This is a genomic window from Nostoc sp. (genome assembly GCF_036917575.1).
GTDB lineage: Bacteria > Cyanobacteriota > Cyanobacteriia > Cyanobacteriales > Nostocaceae > Nostoc.
Genome location: NZ_JBALDC010000057.1, coordinates 1 through 26405 on the forward strand (window position 1 = coordinate 1; position 26405 = coordinate 26405).

A 26405-nucleotide genomic window follows, 5' to 3' on the forward strand; every position below is an offset into this window, starting at 1 on the left:
GCTGCAATGAATCAATTTAAACCCTCTTATGCTTCTGGATGATTTAGCTCCTAAACTACTTGCTTATTCCGGAAAGTGACAGAAGAGGGTTATAGGCGTAGTCACATAGGTTAGGACATAAGGATGGGGTGAAAGAAGAGAGTTAACAATAGTTTTACCTCCTGCCTCCTGCCTCCTGCCCTCTGTCTCCTGCTATACATACTGTCTTTTGGACTAAAAAGCCTCATCTGTCCAGTAAATACACTGAATAAATGAGGCTTTTAGCTAGCTTTGTTATTAGAAACGCTACTGGACTCTGTGATGCTCTAATAGCAGGTGCAAAATGCATTACAAAATACAACAGCAGTCAAAAATACTGATTCAGTTGAGTTTTAGCTCATTAACGGAATGCTCTGAGGCTAACAGAGCGTTGTAACTGAGCTAAAGCGCGGTTGTAATTTAATATTGCTGTGACTCGATTACCTTCAGCTCTTGTGAGGTCGTTTTCAGAGTTAATTACATCAGTTTGAGTACCTACACCAGCTTGGAATCGCAAACGCGCTAAACGTAGAGCTTCCCTAGCTTGTTCTAAAGCGGTATTAGAGGTTTGAACATTCTCCAAACTAGATTGCTGGGTAGAATAGGCTTGTTCTACCTGAAAGCGAATTTGGTTACGCTGTTCAGCAAATTGAGTTTCTGCGATCGCAATATTAGCTCTCTGCTGAGCTGCTCTTGCTCTTGCTGCTCCTCCATCAAACAAATTTAGGGTTGCTCTAACTCCGAATGAATAACCATCAGTAGCACTGACATTATCACTGAACTGGTCTAGCAGATTGTAGCTCGCAACCAAACTAACTTGAGGACCTAGCTCGGCAAGGGCCTGCCTACGCTGTTGCTCATTGGTATTGCGTTGTGCTAACTGCTGTTGCAGTTCCGGGCGATTTTGATAAGCCAACACAATACTTTGTTCTAAGGTTGGGTTCCAAAGACCAGCTAATTGTACAGGGTCAGCAGCACTGATATTTATCCCCTGCGGCAAACTTATCCGAGTTGCTAATTGACGACGGGAAATTGTCTGCTGGGATCTAGCATTAGTCAAATCTTGTTGGGCATTTGCTAAATTCACCTGCGATCGCAACACATCGAACCGCGTACCAACCCCAGCTCGCTCTAAAGCTTCTGCATCACGTAAACTTGCCTCAGAATTCACTACAGCCGACTGACTAATGCGTACTTGTTCATCCGCTTGTTGCAGATTGTAGTAGTCAGTGGCAACATTCAGACGGATTGTCTCAAACTGAGTTTCTACAGCCAATTCATAGAAACGTACCTGTTCTTCAGCCGCTCTGATGGTAGCTTGCACTCTCCCAGAAGTATAAAGGTTATATGAAAGTTGTGCTTGACCAGTAAAAGCTGTACTGGGTTGATCTTGTTTAGGGGCCAACGGCCCACTTAATTTGTCCGTCAGCTGACCATTAGCAGACTGACTACGAGTCAAATCCGTGGTAATTCCCAGAGTAGGCAATAAAGCAGCTTGCGCCTCACGTAGAGCTGCTTTATTGCGTTCTAGCTCTAATAAAGACACCTGTAAATCCCGATTATTGCGCCGTGCTAGCTCTAGAGCCTGTGCCAAAGTAATTGGTTGATTTTCCTGAAGTCTCACTTCCTCCGGTTTGGTGGGAAATTGTAGGGGATTTGAGTTAGGAATCAGGTTCTCTGGAATTTGTACCCGCCCTGACGGCACAGGAGTTACGGTTGTTGGTACAGTAGCAGGTTGCACCGAACCCCCTGGCGCAGGAGTTATAGTTCCCGGTAAAGTACTAGGTTGCACCGAACCCCCTGGCGCAGGAGTTATAGTTCCCGGTAAAGTACTAGGTTGCACCGAACCCCCTGGCGCAGGAGTTATGGTTGTTGGTTCAGTGAGAGTTGGCGTCGAATCTGCCGGAATCGTGGTATTATTACTCTGAGCCAAGCGACCAATAGCATTTTGTTGTAAGCAAGTGCTTGAGGTTATTAGCGAATCAGCCAAGGAGTCAGTTTTGCTTTTGCTCAACTTTTGTGGACACCTCTGCGCTGACAAAAGTTTTGTTGCTCCTGCACCTGTGGCTGAAGTTTGTAAAAATGTTTGTAACTGAGTAACAGTATTTATCTTTTGAACCACTGGCTGCTGTGTAGAAGACAGGGACAAAATTCCTTTTTGGACAGAAGGGGGTTTTGAAGTGTAGTTGGGAACTACTATCTTCTTTAATTTCTGCCCATAAGCGCTTGAATCACTCTGTTTTTGGTTCTTTTGAGGTTGGGAAGGATTAGAGGTAGGTGTCAAACTGAAAAATCTACCTTTATCTTTCTTAAGTAGTTGTTTTATTGGCACAACAGTATTTTCAGTCGTAAGTACTGGAATACTGTTATTGCTTAAAGGTTTCATACTAAGTTTAGTAAAACCGTCTTCAGGTACTAGGGTTGGAACACTAACATTTGTACTATTAGGCAGTTGCCTATTTATGGTGTCCACAACCAAGCCTTGACTATAAGAAGTCAAAACGCTAGGAGAAGACGCCAGTTGTACCACAGTTAGTTTCGCAGTACCAGCCCAAGCAGGCTGAGTTGTTAAGACCGCTGCCGTTACACCAGGTAAGAAGCTATAAAATAATTGCTGTCCTTTCACCGCATCCCTCACACGAAAATCAATCTAGCGGCAGAAAACCTTTCTTCACCACAGAATATAGCACGATACTAAACTTAGGAAAGAATATACTACGATACTAAATTTAGGGTTCGGAACTCTGTTTGTCTTCAAAACGTCTAACAATGCGAGAAAGTTCCGCCTTTTCATCGATACTAACGCGAGTAGGAGCACCGCTGATAATCCGTTCGTAGTTTCGGAAAGAATCTTTAATTTCTGGCCCATCAGCAGTAATATTATACTCACGAATGCCCTTATCATGCCAAGATCCGCGCATTTTAAATACGTTAATCGCCCGCGACATTTCTCCACGAATTTCTACGTACTGTAACATCAGAATTGTATCGGTAATCGTGGAAATATGAGAGTCAGTAATCGAATGCGCTCCTAAAAATTGCTCGGTTGTGTTGGTGAAGAAACCAGTAATTTCTTCTTGTTTAGCATAACCTGTTACACCAATAACAAACTGCCGAAATGCATTATTTGTAACTCCTCTAGCTAGTGCTGATAGAGAATCAATAGCAATCCGAGTGGGTTTGAAAATAGCAATTTCTGATTTAATAATTTGTAAGTGGTCTTCTAAACCAGTTGATTCTGGATAGGTACAGATTATTTTAAGCAAACCTTGATGTTCTAATTCTTCAAAATCAATTCCCCAAGAATAAGCATTACGAGATAGTTGGGCGCGTGATTCTTCATAAGCAAATAATATTGCCTTTTCTCCATTCAGGCAGCCATCTTGAATAAACTTACTGACTAACAGAGTTTTGCCAGTACCTGTGGCTCCTGTTGCCAAAATAATTGAATCTTTAAAGAAACCACCACCGCACATTTCATCTAAGGTTTTGACACCAGAAGATACCCTGACATTAGAAGAACGTTGAGTCAAGCGCATTGCTCCGAGTGGAAAGATGTTAACTCCTTCATTAGTAATCGTGAAGGGATATTCACCTTTCATGTGAGTTGTACCGCGCAACTTGAGAATTTCAATTGTGCGACGGCGGCGTTCTCCTTCTAAAGCGTTGCGAACAATTACTACATTATCGGAAACAAATTCTTCTACTCCAAAAGAGGCAACAGGCCCATATTCTTCACTACGTTCAGTGGTAATTAAAGTGGTGACACTCAATAACTTGAGACGTGCTAACAGACGAAAAATCTCGCGTCGCACTATTCCCATCGCTTCATACTGCTGAAATACTGCTGTTATTGAGTCGATTGAAACTCGTTTAGCTTTGTATTTGCGGATGGCATATTGCAAGCGCTCAATGAGTGCAGAAAGATCAAAATTTCCCACGATATCTTGACCTTCTGGATCGGGAGATGCGTCAAGAATAAATAACTTGCCTTCTTCAATTAAGCGGGGCAAGTTCCAACCAAAAACATGAGCATTTTTAATAATATCACTAGGTGATTCTTCAAAGGTAACAAATACTCCTGGTTCATCAAAATAAGTAATACCATTATAGAGAAACTGAAGAGAGAATAAAGTTTTGCCTGTGCCGGATGTGCCACTGATTAAGGTAGTTCTATCAGTTGGTAAACCACCATGACTAATATCGTCAAACCCTTCGATCATTGTCCGAATTTTTTCTATACCCGCAATCTTTGGAGGTTGCTTTGGTTCTAGTTGCTCGTTTTCATTCATCGCTTGATAAGAAAAGGGTATTAAAACCTGTTTTTTTATTACTATAGTTTGTATTCAATATTTTATAATTCAATTTTTACCCTTCAAAATCTTCTTCACTCAGCTCTTCATAGAGCAAATCTAATCCAATTAACACTCTTTCTCTATCTGAAAGATCCCCAATAATTTTGCAAACGGGTGGAGGCAAAATTTTAGATAATGTAGGCGTTGCCAATATTTTATCTTCTTCTGCCAGTTGCGGACTTTTCAATACATCAATCACTTTTAAAGCATAAATACCTTTAAACTCTTGCTCTAAAATATCTTTGAGTGTTTTTAATGCCCGGACTGAATTTGGAGTATTTCCTGCTACATAAAGCTTAAAAACGTATGTTTTTCTGGCTTTAATCATATACTTAATAGCTCTCATGAGCATAAAAATAACAAGATGCATTCGCCCTTGGTGTTGGTACAGCTATCGTGCATTGATTAGGAGTAACTAGCAGCAGCTTATTCCAAGTGGAATATACAGCGAGCAACTTAATTTATTTAAAAATCGAACTCCTATATGTTTCGCACAATTGAGCCAGGATATCTATTAAAGTTAGACGGTAATCAAGTAACGTTTCATTGCTCCTTCCTTCTAATTTTAGCTGGTGAGAAAATTCTTCAATTATTTCCATGTGAATTTCGATTATTTGAGGCACAGGAATATTAGCATAAAATATAGTATTGATATATTTATCAATTTTATCTTTGAGTGTTTTCTCTGTAGTAAAATAATTTATAAGAATCAAGCTATAATCTGATTTAAGCTGTCTTAATAATCCTTGTCTTTCTTCTGGAGTCATCCCCTGAAAATGCTTTTGAATTTTTTGCATCTGACTGGCAAATACATAAACGTATTTGCTAGTGTATGCCCAACTTGGATTTAGTTGCGACCAATTTGGTAAATAGTTGATTTTTGCAGATGTGGTTGCAGCAACAGGTAGGTAGCCAAATCGAGTAATAATTGCGTCTATCAATTTCCCTACCCACGTACTTAAACCTTTTAAGTTGGCTAAGTCAACTGGATTATTTAAGCATTTGTTAACATTAAATGGCAGAATCAATATCAGTAATAACATCTATTCTTGAATATATCTCGTTGATCGCTCTGACCAAGAAATGCAGGCTGATAAGTTTGGTTAAGGTTTGTAGGGGAATAGTGAGTGTGAAGTAAACTGGTAATTTCACCTCAAATAACGCTCTATATGAGCAGATAGTGCTACGCACTTAGCCCTGTTGTGGAGCAACCAACTGGTAGAACTTAGTAAATCTTTGATGATCAGGTATTCGTCGGCATAGCAAGACACAATGATTAACTCATGATTTACATATCTATGTATATAAATAGATAGATTTGTTGATTTTGCTCCTTGATAAGATACTTAAACGAACTTAAAGGATTATCGCATTCCAAATCATTATAATTCCTCAAGGTTCTAAAGCGAATCTTTGGGGTCATAATTGTTTTAGCCGTCGCTATCGATGAGGAGTTTAAATACCAGTAAGACGCTGAGGAGGCTGGCTAGTTACTAGAAATTAAAAACGTCGTTGGAAAATGCACACGTTCGCAATTCCTGTGTCCGTTAGAGAAAATCCCGTTGTTTTAATGGCGTTGAAATAACCAGAGTTGCTTATATGAGTCTTCTTAAAGGATATGACTTCAGGCGAAAAGACCATCAACTGGCAGATGGAAATGCCGGAGGGTTCCACAGGAAGAATGACCCCCAAATCCCTATGTTAATGCTAGATTACCCGCTTTATGACTTTCAGGCAACCGTACCAAGCTGCCCCCAAACAAGTTCTCTGGCAGTGGTGTTGGAGATTTTTGAGCAAGAGCAGTGCGATCGCTTGGTAGTAGTAAATCAACAGCAATGCCCTATCGGATTGCTGTATTCTGCCCGTTTAATCCCAAAATTATTAGCCCAAAGTGAAGATAAAAATCTAAATTTACAGCAATCGCTTTCTACCTGGGGTCAAGGTCTAATTGAGCCAATACAGACAATATCAGCTTATGAGCGTGTAGAGCAATTAAGCTTGCGCTGGTACGATTCACAAGTCGAAAAATCCCAAAATTTAGATTGGGCACTGATTGACTTGGATGGTCGATATTTGGGGCTATTGGATAGTTCGCGCCTGTTGCGATCGCTAGCTCAAGAACGTATGGCTGGCTTACAAAGGTCTAGTGAGCATCGTCATGAGTATGATGGTGCGCTAAATGAACCCAAGTCGTTAGGACACCAGCCACTGGTACACTTGTTAGAAAGACTGCCTTGGCCTTTAATGTTGCAAACGGGTACTGGCGAGGTGGTAGCGCGAAATCCTGCCTGGTGGCAGCAATTAGGAACTTTAAAAGATCCAGAAGGAGTTAGGCAACAGGTAGAAGCAATACTTGTTCCAAAACGCTCCGAAATAGCAGAATATGTCACGCAACCAGCAATCAAGGTTCATCCCAATGGTAGGGAAAATGAGTATGGTGGTGAAGAAGAACTGATTGGGCAAGAAGTATCAGGAGATGCTGTATACAGCCGATGCCATTTGGATAGTCAAGTGGGTACTTGTACCTGCGTTGTCGAAGTGCAAAATGGTCAAGAGCAAATTTGGCAGTTTGCCAAAATTCCCCTAGATAGTCCTGAGTTTAAAGTTATCAGTGCTGAAGAGGAGATTGCACTCAGTACTGATTTGTGGTTGATTTTAGCTACTGATGTCACTGAACAGCAGCAACTTTGTAAAGAACTAGCAGCAAAGAATGCCGATTTAATTCAACTAAATCGGTTAAAAGACGAGTTTTTAGCTTGTATTAGTCATGAACTCAAAACTCCCCTAACTGCCGTTTTGGGATTATCGCGCTTGTTAGTGGATCAGCAGTTGGGAGAACTTAACGAGCGTCAAGCCCGTTATGCGGGACTGATTCATCAAAGCGGACGCCACCTGATGAGTGTAGTAAATGACATTTTAGATTTGACCCGGATGGAAACGGGACAAATGGATTTGACACTGACTCAGGTGAAAATCAGTACTGTGTGCGATCGCGCCCTATCGGAAGCCAAAGCTATCCACACTCAAACCACCAAAGCAACATCTACCCCGCCACCTGTAAATGCTCGTTCATCTGCTCCCCAATTCTGTCTTTCCATTGAACTAGGTTTAGATCAGATGGTGGCAGACGAATTGCGCTTACGCCAGATGCTAGTACACCTACTTTCCAACGCCTTTAAATTCACCGAAATATCTGGCGAAATTGGGCTGCGGGTAAGTCGTTGGGAAGGATGGATTGCCTTTACAGTTTGGGATACAGGTATTGGCATTCCTGAACACCAGCAACACTTAATCTTTCAAAAATTCCAACAACTAGAAAATCCCCTCACCCGCCAATTTGAAGGTACTGGTTTAGGGCTAGTATTAACTCGCGCCTTGGCTCGCCTCCACGGAGGAGATGTCAGCTTCTTATCGCGTGAAGGTAAAGGTAGCCATTTTACACTGCTTCTGCCGCCCAGTCCTCCGAAAACAAACTTTTCGGAACCAGATATGGGAATTAGAGAAGACGAGAAGACACAATACCAACCGACACGGGAAAATCTCGCCGCCACTCGTCAGCATCCTAGTACGCCCACACAGCATCATCCTGCTAGTTCGCAACGGTTAGTTTTAGTAGTCGAGGCAGTAGCCCGATATATTGAAGACTTGACCGAACAACTCAAAAGTTTAGGATATCGGGTAGTGATTGCGCGATCAGGGACGGAAGCAGTCGAAAAAGCGCGGCGCTTGCAACCAATAGCGATATTTTTAAATCCGTTGCTACCCCTGCTATCAGGCTGGGATGTACTGACTTTACTAAAATCTGACACCGCAACTCGTCATATATCTGTAATTGTGACAGCGACGGCAGCCGAAAAGGAGCAAGCATTTGCTAACCGAGCGGATGGTTTTTTGAGCTTGCCAGTAGAACATCAGGTCTTAGCACCAGTTCTAGAAAAATTATGTACTGCACAAGCAGTTTTGCCGCAAGGGTCAGACAAGGGTGCAATTACCCCAACTAAAACCCCACTGCGAATTCTCAGGTTGATAAATCCCCAATTAGAATCGGTCAATCCTCACACCTCACTTCGAGAACATCGAGTGATTGAAGTAGATGACCTAGATCAGGCAGAACTTTTGGCGCGGGTATGGCAGTTTGATGTGATTTTGCTAGATGTTGAAAGTACCACCGCCCAAATTTATTTGCAACAATTAATTAGACATCCGCGTTTAGCGGCTATACCACTGGTTACTTGCGATGTTGCAACTACCTTAATTGCTTCTAAAATACCAGAGCTATCGGTATTTCCTTACTTAACACCATTTGCTAAAGATACCAGCAGTCGCACCGAGAAAACAGATGCTTTACTATCAGTACTAGAAATTGCTTCTGGTATTTGCTGCCCTCCTAATATCTTAGTAGTGGATTTAACAATGCTACGGGATTTACCCCAGGTAAGACGTAAGCCAGCTAAGGGTTATCGCACAGAAAAAAATTGCTCAATTAGTAGTGAAACTGCTGAACGGGGATCTGAGTGGTTTCAAGCTTTAATTCAATACCTCCAAACAGCAGGCTTCAAAGCGGCGATGAGTCCTTGTTGGGCAGAAGTGTTGCAACAAATTCGCCACGAAAGCGTTGACTTACTGCTAATTTGTTTAGGAGAAACTTCTATCCACAAAGATGTACTCAAAGCACTGAAAAAATTAGGAGATTCGCCTTTTAAGTTGCCACCAATTTTGGTATTAAATCAGCGATTTAATCGCTCAGAAACCAGTTTACCAGATGGAGTAGCTGCTCAAGAAATTAACCAGCAGAAGAAGAATGGTTTGGAATCGATAGAAACTGTTGTTAATGCGATCGCTACCCAAATATTACCGCGTTCAATATCAATGGAAGACCTCTTAAACCAGATAAATCAAGCTTTAGCTGTCAATGGTTACAATGACAAATGTTAATGAAGTAATTAAGTCATTGGTCATTAGTTATTCTCAAAGGACAAATGACTAATGACAATTTATGATATGTCTATTTTTTGATTTTTCATTTTCTTAAAAGGAACTCGAACCAAGTTATAAGCACCTTTGGTTGATAAATTCTTATAGTCATCTGGCTGTAAGTCCATTTGTAAAAACTTTTTCTGTTCAGCCAACAGCAGTACTGAGGAAGGTTTTAGTCCTTTAGTAGCCTGGTTTTTAATATGCTCTACAGCCTCTCTGGGAAATTTTAAATAATTTACGTGGATGTGGCTGTAAAATACTACACTAGGTTTTTTGAAGCCAAGCATGATCAATTCTTCGTTTGGTTGTTTTGCTTCTAAAATGACCGCAGACAACTCCCTTAAAGGTAATTGACGTTCTCGATCGATAAAGAACGAAGCAGGCGTTAAAACAAAAATTATAAACGCTACAAGCCCGATTAAATTAATACTGATAATGTAGTTCCATCGGCGACTCAATAATAAACCCGCAACCAAAACAGCACAAACTAGCCAAATTATACCCGCGATTACTGGTAAACCAGATTGTTGAATTAGTTCGTGGAAGTTACTGATCGCTGGATCGGTACCCAATATGTGGGTTATATTGAGCAGTGCTGTTGCCAGAACTGATAAAAATACTACATTCATCCAACCACTCATTCGCAGCAAAGACGTAGAGATGGACAAAGTAGAAGAGGGGGAAACAGGAATTGTTTGCTGTGTCTTTGCATCTGAAAAAAGGTCGCTCCACAACAGGGCTACCAGGATTGCTGCTGCTGGCATTAAAGGCAATACATAGCTAGGGAGTTTAGTAACGGCAATGCTAAAAAAGACAAAAACGCTAGCAAACCAGAACCAGGCAAATAAACCAAATTGCTGAAAACGTTCAAGGGATCGCCAATGCGATCGCTGCCAAAACCTTAGTCTGATTATAGAAGCTGGTAAATACACTGAATATGGTGCAAAACCCAGTAGCACAACTATAAAGTAAAAATACCAAGGTGCTGAGTGACCATTAACTACTTCTGTAAAGCGTTCTAGGTTGTGATAACCAAAAAAGGAGTTAATGTAATTCCAGCCATTGCGCCAAATTACTAAAGCATACCAGGGCACTGACAAAGCGAGAATTATCAGTATACCTACGATAAGGTGCATTTCTCGCAACACCTCTCGCACTTTACCCACGTAAAGCAAAAAAGCAGCAACAATTAGCCCCGGCAAAACAATTCCCACTGGACCTTTGGTCAAAATTGCACCAGCAATCAGCACATAAAAAGCTAAGTACCACTTATTAGGGAATAGGGATTGGGGATTAGAGATTGGGGATTGGGAAAGTTTTTCTCCAGATCCCAGTCCCCAGTCCCCAGTCCCTCCCTTCCCTGCATACCCTAGAAAGAAACATAACAAAGCCGATGCCATGCATCCGGTAAGCAGCATATCAGAGACACCCGTTCTCGCCCAAATAATAGTTTCGGGATTAAGTGCCATGAGCGCTGCTGCTGTAAAAGATATTAAGTAGCGGCGAGTCGGACGTGAAACTTGTTCTAATTCGTCTTGTTTAGCCAAATACCACTGGATGGTGTAGAAAGCTAAACAAACTAAGCCGAATGCTGCGATCGCAGAAGGAAGGCGTACTGCCCACTCATTCACGCCAATTATGTGATATGCGATCGCCTGACACCAGTAAATTAAAGCAGGTTTATCGAAACGAGTGTCACCATTGAAAAATGGGGTAATCCAATCACCTGTGACGAACATCTGGCGGGAAGCTTCGGCAAAGAGCGGCTCTGTCTCATCAATCAAGCCAGTGTTACCCAAATTCCACCCAAAAGCCACCCAGGCAACTACCATCAACCACAAAATCGACACAGTTACACTCAGGGCTGGATTTTTTGCTATTTTGTTGAACCACCGATCAACAGTGTGCTTAACACTCAATTTCATTCTCATTTAGTCAATAGCCAACAATCACTAATCAATAGTCGTTAGTTATCTATCTTTTGTTCTTGAAAGTTTTGAATTCAACGATTTTCCTCTATCCATTACTTAACGCTTACCAACTGTCGGGTAAGAATGTAAAAATAAAGCTTTGAGCAAACGCTAAACAACGCCCACCGACAACATTTGCTTGCGTACTTAATGCAATGTTTATTGACTCAGCACAAGTTGCCATTCTCTGTTTTGGGAATTCCACTTAGGTAATTGAGTTTCGCCAATAATATAAGGGCCCCAGTAACGACGGGAACCATCTTGTGCAAAAGCAACCAAAACATCTCCCTTCTCTAGCTTTAAATTATTCTGAGGTAGGGATAGAACCAGTCCCTTCTCACTACCTTCTTCGGGAGCAAAATCCCAATGTGCCGGTACATCGTAGTGAGTTTGTTTTTTACTAGATCCTTTTGCTACTGATTGTCGTGCGAGTAAAACCAGCCGCACAGGCTGATTTGTTTGATTGCTCATTCGCAAAGTCCCTTGATCTTTGGCAATGCTTGCTGATTTATCACGCTCCGCCAAGACAGGATAAGTATTCTCTTTGCTGCTATGTTCTACTTGATTGGTTGGGGTAGGTGCTGGAGTAGATAGATTAGCAGAAATACTTTTTTCAGGTACAACCGAGGTTGTCTGCCACTCTTGAGTTTCTGTTGGCAGTTGTGAAGATGTATCTGGGTTTGTATCTGGATTGGTGGACTCCAAAGATACACTCACTCCAAAACATCCCATCAGAGCAACAAGCAGTCCCAAGCATAAAGCTGTAATACCGACGTTACGATACACTGAGGATTTCATATTGATAGTTATTAGAAATAAATATTTTGTCTAGGCTTGACCAAATAGTAGCCTATTATCCCAAAAAGTAATCTTGGGAGACGCTACGAGTAGCTTACTTCCATACATGAATACAAGTCAGCAAATCCGTATAACGGACTAATTCCTTTAAAAAGGGGAATTTTGAATCATTTTCCCATTTTTTAAGGCTGGAACGTGGGGATCGAACTAAATATTTATAGTTTCCAAACACCTTCTAAAAAACTGTACTTCTGAAGAAGATGATAGAATAGTTAAATTTGAATAAATACTGGAATTCCAGTAGATATCTCTAATATTAACAAACAAGCCGATACTAAAACCAATATCCTCTTTACCCTAGTATAGATATATTTCAAGATATCTTGACTTTTCCCAAAAGTCCCTTTAATGCAAAACACTCGTCTCAATAACTTGTTCGATGCCATTGCTACAGGCTTTGGGCAATGGTTTTTAAATCCTTGGCGACGACTATCGTTGCTGATAATTAGTTTGTTGTTAGGTTTTTTTCTGGGAAACGCAGTTTCTACTACAGCAGGACAAGAAGGTGTATTCGATATTGTGGTAGCTGGTTTTTTGGTACTGTTGACAGAAATTACTAGCAGAATATTTTATAGTCGCAGCTTTTTGGAAAGGCGATCGCTCTTGGTAGACTCACTAAATCTCCTCAAAGTTGGTTTCATCTACAGCCTGTTTCTCGAAGCTTTTAAGCTGGGATCGTAGTCAGATGGAGAATTTATGAATTTGTGGCTGAGTGTTTTGGCAACCAATGAGGTGGGGGAAAATTGGAAGCAGGAAGCTAGAGTTGCTGCGCTGGCAGATCGCTTAAAGGCAAAAACTTTTGGCATCACACCAGAAAATGTTGATGAAACGATCGAAAGGCGATCGCATTTACTAAAATCTGTCTTTCCAGCTTTTAGGGAATTCTGTCAAGCTACTCTCCAAGTACAACCCCAGGAAATGTTACAAGTATTGTGGGACTTGTGGCTGCCTCTGGGGATCAAATTAGCATCGCAGCGCCAACAGTTGGGACGCCCTTTGATTCAAGGAATATTAGGAGGACAAGGCACTGGTAAAACCACAATGTCAAAGGTTCTGATTTTGATTCTCGACCATTTGGGATACAGAACTGTGAGTTTATCTTTGGATGACTTATATAAAACTTACAGCGATCGCTTGCTTTTGACACAGCAAGATCCCCGCTTAATTTGGCGCGGCCCACCAGGAACTCACGACGTAAACTTAGGCTTAAATGTACTAGACCAAATTCGCCAGTTGCAAAGCCCAGTGATGCTTCCCCGCTTTGATAAATCAACTTTTGGAGGTGCTGGCGATCGCACTACTTCCGAAATGGTGACGGATGTAGATATTGTACTATTTGAAGGCTGGTTTGTGGGTGTGCGACCAATCGAACCAGATGTATTTGATACTGCGCCATCACCAATTATCACAGATGAAGATAGAGCATTTGCCCGTGATATGAATGTTCGCCTTTATGATTATTTACCACTGTGGGAGCGATTGGACAGCTTAATTGTGCTTTATCCCACCGATTATCGCTGTTCTTTGGAGTGGCGCAAACAAGCAGAACAGCAGATGATTGCTGCGGGGAAGTCGGGAATGAGTAATACAGAAATAGAGCAATTTGTCAATTATTTTTGGCGATCGCTGCACCCGGAATTATTTATCACGCCGTTGGTAAGAAATGCGACATCGGTTGATTTAGTGATTGAGATTAATCCCGATCATAGCTTTGGTCAAGTGTATTGCGATCGCACTTAGGGCGTTAGTTCTCAAGCAAATTCTATTTCTTGGTTACTTGCTTCCCATTCATTCCAAGGTAGTCTCATACTAATTCGTAATTCGTAATTAAACAAGTTGTAAAAAGCTTTCTAGATAGTTTTAACTACTGGGGAAACCTCCAGCTTAAAAAATCTGTTCTGCGGTTAAATTCAATTCTGGAAAAGTAGGCAAAATGATCCGATATGATCATCGGTTGGTTGGGGCATTTCAACAATCACACCATCATATAATTAGTATCTTCCATTTTCGAGCCGCCAAGCTGCAAAATCTTCAAAGCTTACTAGTAGTTCGCTTTCGTGACTTGGCGGGGTAAAGGGTAAGGGGGAAGGGGGAAAGGTTTTAAATCCCTTACCCTTTTCCCTTTACCCTTTCCCCAGCCCGAAAAAGCACATCTTTGGGTTGGCAGACTACTAGTTTGGGTATGGCTTGAGTCATAAATTGTTGCCTTCGCTTGTATGTTGCCTTAATAATTGCTTTTAAAGCTGACAAATTGCTTTTAAAACTTGTAGCAACTGACTTGAGCGCTCTCTTTCCATTAAGTTTAATTCTGGTAACAGATAATAAATCGGGGGATTTCCTTGTTCAATATAGACAAACTGATAACTTCTACCATTAGTTATTAATCCCCAAACTGATTTTTGATTATCTAAATTTTTAGAAGAGTATGTGAGTAGCTGAGGCAAACCTGTTGATATATCAATCTGACTATTTTTAGATTCAATTAACAATACCCAAAAATATATTTGAGGTTTTGTCTGTTTAACTTTACTAATAGCTAAAATATCAAATCTGCCTTTAATTTTGATATCTTCATCTTCAACTTCAATATCAGCAATATTCTCCTCCAAAACAATCTCGATAGGATAGCGATAAAAACCAGCTAATCTTAATAAAGGGGCAACTGCAAGAAACTTTACCTGACCTTCAGAAACTTTACCTATTGTAAGGTATCTATCAAAGTCATTTCTAATTTGCAGAAGTTCTTGCTGTTCTGCTTCCGTGAGAGGTTCCAGAGATAAGTAGTTAGAAAATGAGTCACTGTACTGTCTTTGAAAGCCAAACAGACGATTAACTTCTTCTAAAGATAAATTACTAGCGTTGAGAATTGTCATATATTTTTGCTTGATTCAAACGAAAAAAATTAAATTGTCAGTAAACCAGATATTAACCCACAGCGAAATCTGTAAACTGTCTTTTATAAGGTGAGTGAAATCCTAAGACAATATCTTGTTTAGGAACACCTAAAGCGACTAATTCATCACCAATGTTAGCTTCTGTCCCATTATGTTGAATCCAAATTTTCTCATTTTTAATATCTAAATGTAATACACAACCATATACACGTCGCTTGTTTTTCCAACCCACATATACTAATTGATAGTGGTCATGTTCGATATCAAAGATAGTCTGTGCTTCCACTTGACTATCTGATTTTTCATATTGACTATATACTATTAATAGCTGCTTAATGTGCTTTCTATATTTCTCTAAGTTAGCCATCTGACAATCACCTCATTTTCGATATCATAAATTAGCAAATATAATTTATTTTGTTGAATTATCATCTGAGGAAATGGCAGCTTAAAAAAAGTTTCGTAGGTATCTGAAGGAACTGCTAAATATAAAATGCGTTCTGGTTGTTCTTGGGAAAGTGCAAACCGATAGTTAATAAATTGTCCAAGTGCAGTGTGAAATTCGGAAATAGTTGATTGTCCAAGAAAACTTTTAACTTCTACAGCTATTTTTTGCCCTTCTCTCTCAGCTGCAATAATCTTTTCTGCTCCTAAATCAATATATAACTCAACTAAACCCCACTCTATACGTAAAGGATCATCTGTAATAGTCCAGCTATCTTTTTGTAAGCCTAATTTTACAATGTTGTGAAATTTATCTTTTGCTGACATAATATAATTTGCTTGCTCTGTTGAGCATTCTATCTATATATTACCTACCTTCTCAAGTCGTGGAACTTGAGATGCCAAATTAGTTAACAAAATAATGCACCAACTTCATCTCATCTGTTAAGGTGTGTTAGCCTACGCATAACAGACCTTACTGAATTATTAGGTGTCGTATTTTCTCTGTCCTTTAACTGGATTCATCCACATTTCTAAGCGACTAAACGCTTGAGAAGAAAGTAGCGTCAGACATAAATAAACCACTGCTACACCCGCGTAAATCTCAAAAGCGCGATAGTTATCAGCAACAATTAACTGTCCTTTACGTAGTAATTCTTCAAACCCAATCACAGAAACTAAGCTAGTATCTTTCAACAAACTGATAAACTCATTACCCAAAGGTGGAATCATCCGCCGGAAAGCTTGAGGAAAAATGACAAAACTCATAGTTTGCACAGAACTCAAACCTAATGATTTTGCTGCTTCTGCTTGTCCTGGTTCAATTGATTGAATTCCAGCACGAACAACTTCGGCAATGTATGCAGCGCTATTCAAACTTAAGGCAATTACCCCAGCACTAAGACGATCAAAAGAAAATGTCAAACCAAATTCTTGTAAAATTGCTGGCAAACCAAAATAAATCATAAAAATTTGCACCAGCAAAGGTGTTCCCCGAAAAAAATCTACATACGCCCTCGCCAACCAACGCACAGGTGCAATATACGAAAGGCGAACAATACCAATTAAGGAACCGCCAATTAAACCAAACACTACAGAAAGTATCGTCAATTTCAACGTTATCAATGCACCCTGTAATAGACTTGGGAAAGCCTGCAAAATTATGCCAATTGAAGTTAAGATTTTAGGCGCACCAGCGTTAGTTTGATTCTCAAATGGTGATTTAGCTAGTAGTGATGGTGGTTCAGCTTTAAACCATTTTTGATAAATTTGGGAATAAGTGCCATTCTTCAACACTCTCTCAAAACCATTATTTATTAATGCCAAATTAGGCGATTTTTTAGCCGTAGCAATGCCGTAAAATTCCTCAGTCAGCAATTGCTGTACTATTTTAATTCCCTGAAGATTACCTGTATTAATAGCATATAAAGTAACAGGTGCATCATTAATTACCGCATCCACATTACTATTGAGTAATTCTTGCAAAGCCAAAGGTGCTGAATCAAAGCTGCGAATTTGTACCCCAGGAATACTTTTAGCCTTTGCAGCCCCAGTTGTACCAATTTGTACAGCAATTTTTTTATTTTTGAGACTGTCAAAACCAGTGATATCTTGATTGTCTGCACGAATGGCGATCGCTAACCCAGCCTTAAAATAAGGACGGGAAAAAGAAATCGTCTTTGCCCTCTCTTGAGTAATTGTGATCGAACTAATGGCCGCATCTACCGTTTTGGCTTGCAAAGCGGGGATAATGCCATCAAAAGGCAGACTTTGAAAATTCACTTTAAAGTTAGCAGAAGAAGCGATCGCATTCATCAAATCAATGGAAAAACCCTGCAACTCGCCACCTTTTCCTTGAAACTCAAAAGGTGGAAACGCCGGTTCTGTCGCAACCCGCAAAGTTTTCCCGGCGCTAGAGTTCACAGCACAGCTAATCAGTAATAGACAGCTAAAACCTACGAAGACACATAAATACAGCCAACGCCCAAAACCAAATTTAACCATATTATTTTTTTCCCTCTCTGCGCTCTCTGCGCCTCTGCGGTTCGTTAAAAACCTTACAATCAACTCTAGAGCAGCTTGACATAAGTAATGAACAATACCATCCCTGCGATTATTTTTGACAATATCGAAAAAAACTTTGGTTCCCTAAAAGTTCTTAAAGGAATTACCGGCGAAATCAACCGGGGGGAAGTCGTTGCAGTTATCGGTTCCTCCGGCTGTGGTAAAAGTACCTTACTACGTTGCTTCAACCGCCTAGAAACCATTGACAAAGGACGTTTAATCATCAACGGAATTAACTTATCCCGACCCACTGTCAACTATAGCCAACTGCGGCAACTACGAACACAAGTAGGCATGGTTTTTCAGCAATTCAACCTGTTTCCCCATCTCAGCGTCTTAGAAAATATGACACTCGCACCGCGTAAAGTCTTGGCTAAAACACCAAAAGAAAGCGCCCAACTAGCGAGATTATATTTAGAAAAAGTCGGTTTATCTGACAAAGCCTCTGCTTATCCCGAACAACTTTCTGGCGGAGAAAAGCAACGAGTAGCGATCGCTCGTAGTTTATGTATGAATCCCCAAATCATGCTATTTGATGAACCCACCAGCGCCCTAGATCCCGAACTCGTTGGCGAAGTTCTGCAAGTGATGCAACAATTAGCCACAGAAGGCATGACAATGGTAGTTGTCACCCATGAAATGCAATTTGCACGGGAAGTAGCCCATCAAGTGATATTTTTAGACAAAGGTATTGTAACAGAACAAGGTCCAGCCTATGAAGTGCTGACCAATCCTCAAAGCGATCGCCTACGTATTTTCCTAAGTCGCCTTCAAATAATTCGTAATTAAAGATTTTCTTTAAACTCGTCACTCAGCACTACTTAAAGGTACTCGCGTAAGAAATCAAAGGGATCATCTTCCCAACAAGGTTCAGGTATTAGCCAAAATAAACTACTATGGATATCAGCTTCGATTTCATCACCGTCGTCTCTATCAAATAGTTCTGTCAAAGCTGTCCAATCACGTTCTCTGAGAGATGTTATCGATGGGGCATATACCTGGAGATCATTTAAGTAATTCACGCGCAAAGTTGTGCTTGACAGCCGTAAAAAGTTAGTATAAAAATTTAAAAATAATCAGATTATAGCTTTGACAACCGCAGTTATAACAATTCACAAAGTCTGATTTCATCTGGCTTTTCGGGTTTATATCGATCGCATTATTTTTTAAAGTTGCATTAATAGTTATTTTGATACTATTAAATATGGACTACTCTCATAAGTGTCTCACAATTTAAATAGGACTGCTATAGTATTTATTACGTATTACAAGCTAAATTTACTCAAGCTAGAAAAATCTTTGAGGCTGAGATTCTACTAATTCCACGCCAAAGACTTCCGCAAAAGATTGTGCTACGTTAAAACGCACTTCTTGGCAAGTGATACTTGGAATCCATTCGGCTAAACTCCCTACAGGTTTGTCAGAAATGCCGCAGGGTACAATGCGCTCAAAGCCTGTCATGTCTGGACAAACATTTAACGCAAAGCCGTGCATAGTTATCCAACGGCTGACTTTAATACCAATAGCTGCAACTTTTCGCCCTTGCAACCAAACGCCAGTAAAAGCCGGAATTCTTTCTCCTTGCAATCCATAAATTGCCAATACGCGAATTATTACTTCTTCGATTTGCCGTAAGTACCAATGGAGGTCTTTACGATAACGTTGCAGATTTAAAATTGGATACCCCACCAGTTGGCCGGGACAATGGTAAGTAACTTCGCCGCCTCGTTCAACTCGATGCACATCGTATTCACCTTTGTCAATCTCAAATTTGAGAAAGTCTAAGTTGCTTCCTTGTCCCAGAGTGTAGACAGGTGGATGTTCTAGCAAAATTAATACGTCATCTAGACTGGGGTCGTGGATGCGCTCAGTCAAAAGCGATCGCTGCCATCCATGAGCTTCCAAGTAAGGCATTAATCCTTGGTTATATAGCAAACAATTGTTTTTATGTGGTTCATTATTACTATGGATCATGCCAAAATTCAACCGTATAAAGAACTAAATATATTTCAAGTTACAGGACTAGAATCAACAATTGTCAAGCTTTGCAAAGGATTTTAAAGGAAAGTCAAGGGAAGATGCATTAGAAAATACAAAGTGCTAGCTTGAATAGATAACCTCAATAGGTTTTAGGAGGAATTCTCTGCAATAAGCATTATGCCAAGACAATAAGGAAAATGTTGAATGTGCTGGCTGATGACTAATCGAACACAGAAGGAGCAAATATCAACAGTTCTGTAAGCATTCCTTTAAAAGAAAAGGTAGTCATAGGAGCTACAATTAGATTTCCTCAACTCTTGAGTGCTAATTGGATATACAATTAGACATCAGCGCAGAGATGAGGAGGTAAATCAAGGGTATACTTGACAACTCCTCAGATGCAGTAAGCTGAGAGACAGCTTAACAGCAGTAGATACAATATAGTTCACAATTTGTTTTGGCGGGAGTAATAAACCTTACCGCAATTTCTTTTCATACAAAGCAAATTCACACATCCAAAATATTCAGTGGGAGAGTATTACATGAAGCTTGTCATCCACGGCAAAAATATTGAAATCACCGATGCGATTCGTGAATATGTACATCAAAAAATTGAAAAAGCAGTTAGTCACTTTCAAAGCATTACAAATGAAGTGGATGTGCATCTTAGTGTCGCTCGGAATCCCCGAATTAATCCAAGACAAGCGGCTGAAGTAACTATTTATGCTAATGGTAGCGTGATTCGGGCCGAGGAAAGCAGCGAAAGTCTATATGCCAGCATTGACTTAGTTGCAGATAAAATTGCCCGTCAACTGCGAAAATATAAAGAACGGCGTCAAGACCACAAAACTCATCCTCAACCAACAGAAGTAGTTATTCCAGAGTCGATAGTAACAGATTTAATTGGCGATCGCACCGCCGAATTACCTAACGAAGTCGTCCGTACCAAATATTTTTCCATGCCGCCGATGACCGTTGCAGAAGCCCTAGAACAACTGCAACTCGTGGGACACGACTTTTTTATGTTCCACAATTCTGAAACTGGAGAGATTAATGTAATTTACGAACGTAACCACGGCGGTTATGGTGTTATCCATCCCCGCAATGGTAATGGACATACTAACGGCAAAAATGGCAAGGCAAGCCACACTAATATAGTCATGCCGGAAAAGTCGCATTCGAGTAAATAGGGAGATGAGAGGAGCAGGGGAGAAGTTGCAGTAAGTCTTTCCCCTCTCCACCTCTGCTTTTTCCAATCCCCATTACCTCTGTCTCCAGAAATTAGCTAATACGCGAACGTTGAAGTAATGTGAAAATTCGCAGTTCGGCTGCTAAATCGCCGTGGTATTCAAATAGTTGATATTGTCGCCCAGTAATCACAGCAAATTCATCCATAACTTTCTGGGTGATGTCTGCACAAGCAAGCCAGAGAGTAAAAGATTGACAGTTTCTCTAGCTTGGAAGTAAACATCAGAGTTTTGTGTTGTACCGCGCAAAATAGGTTTATCGGGGGATACAGAGGGCTTGTGCGGCTAGTATAGCCGTAGTCACACAAGTTAGGACATAAGGATGGGATGAATGCTAAAGTTAGCAATAGTTTTACCTCCTGCCTCCTGCCTCCTGCCTCCTGCCCTCTGCCTCCTGCTATATTTGCCAACGCTTCAGCAAGTTGAGGGAAAGTTAGTGGACAGCAATAGATTTCACTTTTGATAGCTGCAATGCCATCATCACTACGCAACTGATTACTGTAATCAATTGCGATCGCCTCCAGTAAAATATAGCCCATTGCATTTTTAAGAATAAGTGGGTTTTGTCAACAACATATAGTCAGATGACATTAAGGAGGTAATTATCATGCAAAAAGAATATATGGAAATTTTAGAATCATTAATTAATCAATTGACATTATCTGCAATATTGGAAATGTTAGAGCGAATATGTCATAAAAAAGCGGAAAATCTAAGAACTCATTGGCAAGATGAGACTTCAGCAAAGCTATGGGATAAAGCTGCTAGACAGATAGAACAGATAAATGTTGATGTTTGAATCTACTATTATTCTTAATCCAAGCGTATTGCTTTATCCGCTCATTGCATGAATCTGCTATCAATTGGTAGCGCAAAATCACGAGACCATTCATTCCAAGAGCCAAAATAATTTTTAGCAGAAATTCCCGCCTCTTCAAGAGCTATTAATGTATTCGCAGCCCTTGAACCTTTAAAGCAGTAAATATATACAAGAGACTCAGAAGTAATACCTACTGACTGACAAATTTCTCGGATTTCATCCGGCGATCGGAACATGGGAATTTCCGATTCAGAATTCATTAGATGATGCCATTCTAACCATACTGCATTAGGGATTCTACCTTTGCGAGGACAAAAATCAGGATGGTAAGGAGAAGAACTCAACCCAAGCCATTCGTTGCGATCGCGCACATCTAATTTAATAATTGCTGGATTGTCAATTGCTTGCAACATCTCGGTGGTAGTCACCATCATGTCAGCGTTGGGATGCAATCTAAATATGCTGCTTTCACGCTGCGGTACTTTATCAGTAGTAAGTAATCCTGCCTTGAGCCATGCTCTATATCCTCCGTGTAAAATAGATACCTGAGCGCAACCCAAATATTTTAGTAAAAAAGCTGCTCGACAAGATTGACCATAACCTTTATTTAAAGCATCTTCATAAACAATTAATTGTTCTGTACCAGATATTCCTACCCTGCTCATGATTTCTGCAAAATACTCTTGCAATTTCTTTAATCCTGCTGGAGAGGAATTTTCTAAAAGATAGGTAAAAAAATCTCTAATATTTATGGATTCAGAAATATGAGAAATAGCATAATCTTCTTGACTTCGCGTATCGATAATTACAGTTCTTGATGAGTTTTCTGCTAACAGTAACGTGACTTCTTGAGGAGAAATGAGGAGTTTTTTATTCACGCTTTCATGCTTCTGTTATTGTACTATTAGGCATTATCACCTTTGGGAGATTTGCTTTTTGAAATGCAAGTTACAGAAAAATAAACGTTAAATGTTATAAAATAACTTTTATGGCTGTGTTATTTTAAGTAAAAATTTATAATTTTAAATAAATTACTTTCGCTAAAGTTGATTAACAACACTTCCATCTACCTCAATTAGTTTAAGGTTTTTGACACTAACTGAACTATATTGGCATTTGCAGAAGATGCAAAAATACAGAGATATAATGAAGCGGCCAGGCGAAGAATCTCTCAATCTGCGATCGCCAGTTTTCATCGTAATAGAAAGCTAAATCTTTCTCAAAATTTTTCTGGCGATGCAGTTCAGGAAAGTGCATCATTTCAGTGACAGAGTAATATTTAGTGTATCAATAATTACAATTATTTATATAAAATTTAGGTATTGTGTAGATAGATGATACCGATGTAAGTATTGGTGACAACATAGAAATGAGAAACAAGATCCTTTACTTCGTAAAAGTTGTTGGGAATTTTTAGATTTGATCCTAATTTCATTAGATCATTAGATCGTTAAAATTAGAAAACTGTTAGGTAAGATTTATGCAACTGCTATTTTTAAGGAATGGCTTTTTGGCGTTAACTTTTAGTGCGATCGCTTCAGGCGGTGGGTTAATTACAGGCTGTAGTACTGCTTCCCAGAATCAAAGCCAAGCGCCACAGGAAACCGCCACTAATGCAAGTGACAAGCAGATGATGAATCACGGTGGTGGCATGATGAATCACAGCATGGGAATGGATTTAGGCCCAGCCGATGCTAATTTTGATTTACGATTTATCGACGCTATGATACCGCACCATCAAGGGGCTGTGGAAATGGCGAATGTTGCGCAGGTGAAATCAAAACGTCCTGAAATCAAAAAACTAGCAGACAATATTATCAAATCGCAAAACCAAGAAATTACTCAGATGAAGCAGTGGCGACAAGCTTGGTATCCCAAGGCGGGAGATAAACCAATAGCTTATAACAGTCAAATGGGTCATACGATGGAAATGTCGTCTGACCAAATGCAAACTATGATGATGAGTCAAGACTTAGGTGCAGCCGATGCTGAATTTGATTTGCGCTTTATCAATGCGATGATTCCTCACCACGAAGGGGCTGTAACAATGGCAAAAGATGCCTCAACTAAGTCTAAGCGCCCTGAAATCAAGAAATTAGCCCAAGAAATTGTTAAAGCCCAAGATGTAGAGATTAAACAAATGCAACAGTGGCGAAAAGCCTGGTACAACAAATAATTTGTAATTCGTAATATGGTTTGACAAGTAACAGAGAAGACAGTGTATTGGGCGGGTTCCCTGACTTGTAGTAACTGACGTGACACAGAGAAATGAGAGGTTGAGAGATATTTTGCGTAAGTTCTAATACAAATTAGGTGATTTCCAGAATAAAATTACCATATAACATAATTCCAGCGTTAGGGAGAACGGCTGTTCGCCCTCTTAATCGGTAAAATTATTTTGAGAAATCACCTTAATTGTTTGCGGATAAATTATATGAGAATACTGCTAGTCAAAGATGAGCCGGATTTTGGTTCAGCAATTAAGCGTACCTTGAATCTGGAAAAGTATGTATTTGACTGGGTTTTAGATGGTAATGAGGGATAAGATTATTTAGAAAATCAGTGGTTATGCTGCATTATTTCTCACTACAATCCAAGTGTATCTTTCAATGCTTGGTCAATATTTGCTGTTGTTAGTGACCCAATTACTTGATAAATTGCGAAGAGTGTAATTGTTGCCAAATTATCAGTCATCACTACTGAATCTGTTAACAGCCCTGATTGTTGTCCTTCTGGAGAACTTAGCAGTATAGTGACACGGCTAGGATGTCCTGCTCGAAACATCTGGCTAGTAATCATAGCAACGATAACTTGGGGTAAACCTGTCTGCAAATTATCTGCTTGCACAATCAGAGCAGGTCGTGTTTTGGCAGTAGTTAGGTTAGAATTTGGAAATAGTATCAGAACAACATCACCTCGCTTAAAGGTTTGTTTTGGCTGCGTCATAGTTGTCATAAATACTCATTTCCGGGCTATCCCAATCCTCTACAAAGGTTGCTAGATGCGAACGCAAAATTTCAGCCTGCGCTTTGTTAATTCCCTGAGAAGCTAGGTCAATCTCATTCGACCTCATAAAAGTCACAATTACTCGCGTTCCTTCATCTATATCAGTGGGTTGTTCAGTGAATTCCACTCGACCATTACGATATGTTCCTTCAACACTAGCCAACATTTTTAACCTCGCTCCTTGTGAATAGTCAAATAGTGCGGCTTATAACAACAATTTCCTTCTGATTAAAAATATTTAGTTATGTTTCTATAGAATCGTTATTTGCTTTTATGATTTGTTGCTTTTGTGCTTCTAAACCTTTTAACCTTTTTAAGATATCTTTTCCTCTTTCATATTTAATACCTAATTTAAGCAATTGACGACATCGATACATCTTTAAATGCTGTCGGTTAGGAATTTTTAACTCACCTTCCTTTGTAGCAATAATTCCAGTAACTTCGTACGACTTTTTACCAATATAATGCTTTTCCTTTTTCTTATTACTACGTAATCCGTAACGATGAAATTGCTTTTTGACCTGCAAAATCAACTCATCTGGAACATGATCACCTGAGATTGTGACATCATCTATGTAGACAGTCAAAGTACAATTTGCCAAATCAACAATTTCGTTGATTGCTTCCCACATATCTATATGTGCAAAGTAGGAAAGTATAGGACTTGATGGGCTTCCAGTTGGCAGATGATTTTTGAAAGTTGAGAGCTTGGTTAAAATGTCAGCGACATCTGAAGAGCATTTCATCTGTTTACGGAAGAACCAGTTAATACGCTTGGCTGGTGTACAAGGAAAATATTTTTCAATGTCAAGGCTCCTTACTTCTGTAGCATTAACATGAGCTTTAGCATTACTGATATAGGAACGCCCTTTTGCAGGAGCATGTATGTAGTTTGGAACCTTAATTCGCTTCAGAAGCTCTTCAATCCGCGTTTGTACACGTTTTAGGTCTTGTCTTGGCTTTTCAAAACGACGGCTTTTTCGCCTCTCTGGAGAGAAGATGTCCCACTCTACATACAAATGCTCTGTATTACTAAGCAATTTAAGCTTAATTTGACTAACATGCAAGAGCTTTGCAAGTTTTGCTTTAGATTTCAAGCAGTAAAAAGGCGACTGGTCTAATTCGTATCTTGCATATTTACTCTTTTGCATAAGAATGACCAGACCTTTCAGCAATGAACTTAAGGATGGCAAGAATCTTAGAGGACACGAATGTCCTTAACTTCTCTGTTTTAATATCCTTATTTAAGCTTTCCGAAAAAAACATGATTGAGGATACTGGTATATCAAAAAACTCTGAGTATCGGTTCAGCAACTCAAGTGTTGGAGTTTTTTTTCCTGACTCAATTTCCGAGATATATGACTTGGATATACCTAGTTTCTCTGCAAGCTCTTTCTGTGTTAGGTCATGGAATACTCTTATTAGTCTTAGAGCTTCACTTAGCATGTCTAACCTCCTTTGGCTAGAGGTTTTTTAAGGGGTTCTATAGAAGATTTAGCAGTCTAGTTCTGCAAAAGCTCAATCAGCCATTTCAATAACTTGAAGATGACTGGACCGAGTTGAAATAGCAGACGGAGCGTTTGAGGTTTGCGGAGCCATTTTAGCCACTGCTTATGTTTACGCTTTTTAGACTGCTTCTGCCGTTTGTCAGATTCTGGGTTCTCCATCGGAGACATCTCCTTGTAATAGGGTGTTTGCACTTACTCACAGTGACGTGAATAAGTGTTGCCACAAACAAACCCGGAGAACGGCAGTTTTAATCCTCCCCTATA

The 26405-nt window shown here is 39.9% G+C and carries 27 protein-coding genes and 1 pseudogene; 8 read left to right on the forward strand and 20 right to left on the reverse strand.

Annotated features, from left to right (window positions below; all coding sequences use genetic code 11):
- Window positions 1-379 precede the first annotated feature (379 nt).
- The 4 genes from V7K79_RS17190 to V7K79_RS17205 all read right to left on the reverse strand — a co-directional run bounded on the left by V7K79_RS17190 (window position 380) and on the right by V7K79_RS17205 (window position 5416).
- Window positions 380-2644, reverse strand: coding sequence for a TolC family protein (locus tag V7K79_RS17190; RefSeq protein WP_335049216.1), 2265 nt, complete (start codon window positions 2642-2644; stop codon window positions 380-382).
- A gap of 103 nt (window positions 2645-2747) precedes the next feature.
- Window positions 2748-4310, reverse strand: a complete 1563-nt coding sequence (gene kaiC / locus V7K79_RS17195; RefSeq protein ID WP_335049217.1) for a circadian clock protein KaiC — start codon at window positions 4308-4310, stop codon at window positions 2748-2750.
- A 76-nt stretch (window positions 4311-4386) separates the two neighbouring features.
- Window positions 4387-4701 (reverse strand): circadian clock protein KaiB, encoded by a 315-nt coding sequence (gene kaiB, locus V7K79_RS17200; protein ID WP_335049218.1) that lies wholly within the window; start codon window positions 4699-4701, stop codon window positions 4387-4389.
- A gap of 133 nt (window positions 4702-4834) precedes the next feature.
- Window positions 4835-5416 carry a KaiA family protein gene (locus V7K79_RS17205; RefSeq protein ID WP_335049219.1) on the reverse strand — a complete coding sequence of 194 codons (582 nt, stop codon included), beginning with the start codon at window positions 5414-5416 and terminating at the stop codon, window positions 4835-4837.
- 655 nt (window positions 5417-6071) lie between these two features.
- Here V7K79_RS17205 and V7K79_RS17210 point away from each other — a divergent pair.
- Complete coding sequence (locus tag V7K79_RS17210; RefSeq protein WP_335049293.1) at window positions 6072-9308, forward strand: hybrid sensor histidine kinase/response regulator; 3237 nt, start codon at window positions 6072-6074, stop codon at window positions 9306-9308.
- Between the two features lie 59 nt (window positions 9309-9367).
- Here V7K79_RS17210 and V7K79_RS17215 read toward each other — a convergent pair whose 3' ends face one another.
- A complete protein-coding gene (locus V7K79_RS17215) occupies window positions 9368-11281 on the reverse strand; it encodes an ArnT family glycosyltransferase (protein ID WP_335049220.1) in 1914 nt (637 codons plus the stop codon).
- 198 nt (window positions 11282-11479) lie between these two features.
- Complete coding sequence (locus V7K79_RS17220; RefSeq protein WP_335049221.1) at window positions 11480-12118, reverse strand: hypothetical protein; 639 nt, start codon at window positions 12116-12118, stop codon at window positions 11480-11482.
- Window positions 12119-12526: 408 nt separating this feature from the next.
- Here V7K79_RS17220 and V7K79_RS17225 point away from each other — a divergent pair, with 408 nt between their 5' ends.
- The 3 genes from V7K79_RS17225 (at window position 12527) to V7K79_RS17235 (ending at window position 14252) form a co-directional block, all read left to right on the forward strand.
- Window positions 12527-12859 carry a DUF565 domain-containing protein gene (locus V7K79_RS17225; protein WP_335049222.1) on the forward strand — a complete coding sequence of 111 codons (333 nt, stop codon included), beginning with the start codon at window positions 12527-12529 and terminating at the stop codon, window positions 12857-12859.
- A 15-nt stretch (window positions 12860-12874) separates the two neighbouring features.
- Window positions 12875-13918: a glycerate kinase gene (locus V7K79_RS17230; protein WP_335049223.1), complete on the forward strand. Its 1044-nt coding sequence runs from the start codon at window positions 12875-12877 to the stop codon at window positions 13916-13918.
- Window positions 13919-14111: 193 nt separating this feature from the next.
- Window positions 14112-14252, forward strand: coding sequence for a hypothetical protein (locus tag V7K79_RS17235; protein ID WP_335049224.1), 141 nt, complete (start codon window positions 14112-14114; stop codon window positions 14250-14252).
- 163 nt (window positions 14253-14415) lie between these two features.
- Here V7K79_RS17235 and V7K79_RS17240 read toward each other — a convergent pair whose 3' ends face one another.
- From V7K79_RS17240 to V7K79_RS17255, 4 genes are all read right to left on the reverse strand, one after another.
- The gene (locus V7K79_RS17240; protein WP_335049225.1) at window positions 14416-15051 is read right to left on the reverse strand and encodes a restriction endonuclease subunit R; all 636 of its coding nucleotides are present in this window, start codon (window positions 15049-15051) and stop codon (window positions 14416-14418) included.
- A gap of 52 nt (window positions 15052-15103) precedes the next feature.
- A complete protein-coding gene (locus tag V7K79_RS17245; RefSeq protein ID WP_335049226.1) occupies window positions 15104-15439 on the reverse strand; it encodes a XisI protein in 336 nt (111 codons plus the stop codon).
- Window positions 15427-15843 carry a XisH family protein gene (locus V7K79_RS17250; protein ID WP_335049227.1) on the reverse strand — a complete coding sequence of 139 codons (417 nt, stop codon included), beginning with the start codon at window positions 15841-15843 and terminating at the stop codon, window positions 15427-15429. Before V7K79_RS17250 ends, V7K79_RS17245 begins: the two co-directional genes overlap by 13 nt.
- A 159-nt stretch (window positions 15844-16002) precedes the next feature.
- The gene (locus V7K79_RS17255; protein ID WP_335049228.1) at window positions 16003-17520 is read right to left on the reverse strand and encodes an ABC transporter permease subunit; all 1518 of its coding nucleotides are present in this window, start codon (window positions 17518-17520) and stop codon (window positions 16003-16005) included.
- Between the two features lie 87 nt (window positions 17521-17607).
- Between V7K79_RS17255 and V7K79_RS17260 the strand changes: the two genes are divergently transcribed.
- Window positions 17608-18369: an amino acid ABC transporter ATP-binding protein gene (locus tag V7K79_RS17260; protein ID WP_335049229.1), complete on the forward strand. Its 762-nt coding sequence runs from the start codon at window positions 17608-17610 to the stop codon at window positions 18367-18369.
- A 32-nt stretch (window positions 18370-18401) separates the two neighbouring features.
- On the opposite strand, the gene V7K79_RS17265 is transcribed toward V7K79_RS17260, so the two are convergent.
- Together V7K79_RS17265 and lipB are read right to left on the reverse strand one after the other, a co-directional pair.
- Window positions 18402-18602, reverse strand: a complete 201-nt coding sequence (locus V7K79_RS17265) for a hypothetical protein (protein WP_335049230.1) — start codon at window positions 18600-18602, stop codon at window positions 18402-18404.
- Between the two features lie 265 nt (window positions 18603-18867).
- Window positions 18868-19554, reverse strand: a complete 687-nt coding sequence (gene lipB / locus V7K79_RS17270) for a lipoyl(octanoyl) transferase LipB (protein WP_335049231.1) — start codon at window positions 19552-19554, stop codon at window positions 18868-18870.
- 548 nt (window positions 19555-20102) lie between these two features.
- Between lipB and hpf the strand changes: the two genes are divergently transcribed.
- Window positions 20103-20750 (forward strand): ribosome hibernation-promoting factor, HPF/YfiA family, encoded by a 648-nt coding sequence (gene hpf / locus V7K79_RS17275; protein WP_335049232.1) that lies wholly within the window; start codon window positions 20103-20105, stop codon window positions 20748-20750.
- Window positions 20751-20862: 112 nt separating this feature from the next.
- Here the strand turns inward: hpf and V7K79_RS17280 are convergent.
- Window positions 20863-21080, reverse strand: a pseudogene (locus tag V7K79_RS17280) (hypothetical protein); the annotation flags it as partial.
- A 334-nt stretch (window positions 21081-21414) separates the two neighbouring features.
- Here V7K79_RS17280 and V7K79_RS17285 point away from each other — a divergent pair.
- Complete coding sequence (locus V7K79_RS17285) at window positions 21415-21606, forward strand: hypothetical protein (protein WP_292860261.1); 192 nt, start codon at window positions 21415-21417, stop codon at window positions 21604-21606.
- 41 nt (window positions 21607-21647) lie between these two features.
- Here V7K79_RS17285 and V7K79_RS17290 read toward each other — a convergent pair whose 3' ends face one another.
- On the reverse strand, window positions 21648-22505 hold the full coding sequence (locus V7K79_RS17290) for a sulfurtransferase (RefSeq protein WP_335049233.1): 858 nt from the start codon (window positions 22503-22505) through the stop codon (window positions 21648-21650).
- 226 nt (window positions 22506-22731) lie between these two features.
- Window positions 22732-22887 (reverse strand): biliverdin-producing heme oxygenase, encoded by a 156-nt coding sequence (locus V7K79_RS17295; protein ID WP_335049234.1) that lies wholly within the window; start codon window positions 22885-22887, stop codon window positions 22732-22734.
- A gap of 220 nt (window positions 22888-23107) precedes the next feature.
- Between V7K79_RS17295 and V7K79_RS17300 the strand changes: the two genes are divergently transcribed.
- Window positions 23108-23803: a DUF305 domain-containing protein gene (locus V7K79_RS17300; protein ID WP_335049235.1), complete on the forward strand. Its 696-nt coding sequence runs from the start codon at window positions 23108-23110 to the stop codon at window positions 23801-23803.
- A 410-nt stretch (window positions 23804-24213) separates the two neighbouring features.
- On the opposite strand, the gene V7K79_RS17310 is transcribed toward V7K79_RS17300, so the two are convergent.
- From V7K79_RS17310 to V7K79_RS17330, 5 genes are all read right to left on the reverse strand, one after another.
- Window positions 24214-24582, reverse strand: a complete 369-nt coding sequence (locus tag V7K79_RS17310) for a type II toxin-antitoxin system PemK/MazF family toxin (RefSeq protein ID WP_335049236.1) — start codon at window positions 24580-24582, stop codon at window positions 24214-24216.
- A complete protein-coding gene (locus tag V7K79_RS17315; RefSeq protein WP_335049237.1) occupies window positions 24548-24799 on the reverse strand; it encodes a hypothetical protein in 252 nt (83 codons plus the stop codon). The genes V7K79_RS17310 and V7K79_RS17315 overlap by 35 nt, the downstream gene beginning before the upstream one ends.
- A gap of 76 nt (window positions 24800-24875) precedes the next feature.
- Complete coding sequence (locus tag V7K79_RS17320) at window positions 24876-25784, reverse strand: reverse transcriptase family protein (RefSeq protein WP_335049238.1); 909 nt, start codon at window positions 25782-25784, stop codon at window positions 24876-24878.
- On the reverse strand, window positions 25771-26079 hold the full coding sequence (locus tag V7K79_RS17325) for a helix-turn-helix transcriptional regulator (protein ID WP_335049239.1): 309 nt from the start codon (window positions 26077-26079) through the stop codon (window positions 25771-25773). Before V7K79_RS17325 ends, V7K79_RS17320 begins: the two co-directional genes overlap by 14 nt.
- A gap of 56 nt (window positions 26080-26135) precedes the next feature.
- Window positions 26136-26300, reverse strand: coding sequence for a hypothetical protein (locus V7K79_RS17330; protein WP_335049240.1), 165 nt, complete (start codon window positions 26298-26300; stop codon window positions 26136-26138).
- Between the last annotated feature and the right edge of the window lie 105 nt (window positions 26301-26405).

Coding starts and splice junctions, on each gene's coding strand:
- hpf (WP_335049232.1), top strand. CDS start 20,103: ATGAAGCTTGTCATCCACGGCAAAAATATTGAAATCACCGATGCGATT.
- V7K79_RS17260 (WP_335049229.1), top strand. CDS start 17,608: ATGAACAATACCATCCCTGCGATTATTTTTGACAATATCGAAAAAAAC.
- V7K79_RS17330 (WP_335049240.1), bottom strand. CDS start 26,300: ATGGAGAACCCAGAATCTGACAAACGGCAGAAGCAGTCTAAAAAGCGT.
- V7K79_RS17240 (WP_335049225.1), bottom strand. CDS start 15,051: ATGACAATTCTCAACGCTAGTAATTTATCTTTAGAAGAAGTTAATCGT.
- V7K79_RS17225 (WP_335049222.1), top strand. CDS start 12,527: ATGCAAAACACTCGTCTCAATAACTTGTTCGATGCCATTGCTACAGGC.
- V7K79_RS17255 (WP_335049228.1), bottom strand. CDS start 17,520: ATGGTTAAATTTGGTTTTGGGCGTTGGCTGTATTTATGTGTCTTCGTA.
- lipB (WP_335049231.1), bottom strand. CDS start 19,554: ATGATCCATAGTAATAATGAACCACATAAAAACAATTGTTTGCTATAT.
- V7K79_RS17235 (WP_335049224.1), top strand. CDS start 14,112: ATGATCCGATATGATCATCGGTTGGTTGGGGCATTTCAACAATCACAC.
- V7K79_RS17245 (WP_335049226.1), bottom strand. CDS start 15,439: ATGGCTAACTTAGAGAAATATAGAAAGCACATTAAGCAGCTATTAATA.
- V7K79_RS17210 (WP_335049293.1), top strand. CDS start 6,072: ATGTTAATGCTAGATTACCCGCTTTATGACTTTCAGGCAACCGTACCA.
- V7K79_RS17215 (WP_335049220.1), bottom strand. CDS start 11,281: ATGAGAATGAAATTGAGTGTTAAGCACACTGTTGATCGGTGGTTCAAC.
- kaiB (WP_335049218.1), bottom strand. CDS start 4,701: ATGATTAAAGCCAGAAAAACATACGTTTTTAAGCTTTATGTAGCAGGA.
- kaiC (WP_335049217.1), bottom strand. CDS start 4,310: ATGAATGAAAACGAGCAACTAGAACCAAAGCAACCTCCAAAGATTGCG.
- V7K79_RS17250 (WP_335049227.1), bottom strand. CDS start 15,843: ATGTCAGCAAAAGATAAATTTCACAACATTGTAAAATTAGGCTTACAA.
- V7K79_RS17205 (WP_335049219.1), bottom strand. CDS start 5,416: ATGTTATTACTGATATTGATTCTGCCATTTAATGTTAACAAATGCTTA.
- V7K79_RS17325 (WP_335049239.1), bottom strand. CDS start 26,079: ATGCTAAGTGAAGCTCTAAGACTAATAAGAGTATTCCATGACCTAACA.
- V7K79_RS17295 (WP_335049234.1), bottom strand. CDS start 22,887: ATGATGCACTTTCCTGAACTGCATCGCCAGAAAAATTTTGAGAAAGAT.
- V7K79_RS17220 (WP_335049221.1), bottom strand. CDS start 12,118: ATGAAATCCTCAGTGTATCGTAACGTCGGTATTACAGCTTTATGCTTG.
- V7K79_RS17285 (WP_292860261.1), top strand. CDS start 21,415: ATGCAAAAAGAATATATGGAAATTTTAGAATCATTAATTAATCAATTG.
- V7K79_RS17230 (WP_335049223.1), top strand. CDS start 12,875: ATGAATTTGTGGCTGAGTGTTTTGGCAACCAATGAGGTGGGGGAAAAT.
- V7K79_RS17315 (WP_335049237.1), bottom strand. CDS start 24,799: ATGTTGGCTAGTGTTGAAGGAACATATCGTAATGGTCGAGTGGAATTC.
- V7K79_RS17310 (WP_335049236.1), bottom strand. CDS start 24,582: ATGACAACTATGACGCAGCCAAAACAAACCTTTAAGCGAGGTGATGTT.
- V7K79_RS17320 (WP_335049238.1), bottom strand. CDS start 25,784: ATGCAAAAGAGTAAATATGCAAGATACGAATTAGACCAGTCGCCTTTT.
- V7K79_RS17300 (WP_335049235.1), top strand. CDS start 23,108: ATGCAACTGCTATTTTTAAGGAATGGCTTTTTGGCGTTAACTTTTAGT.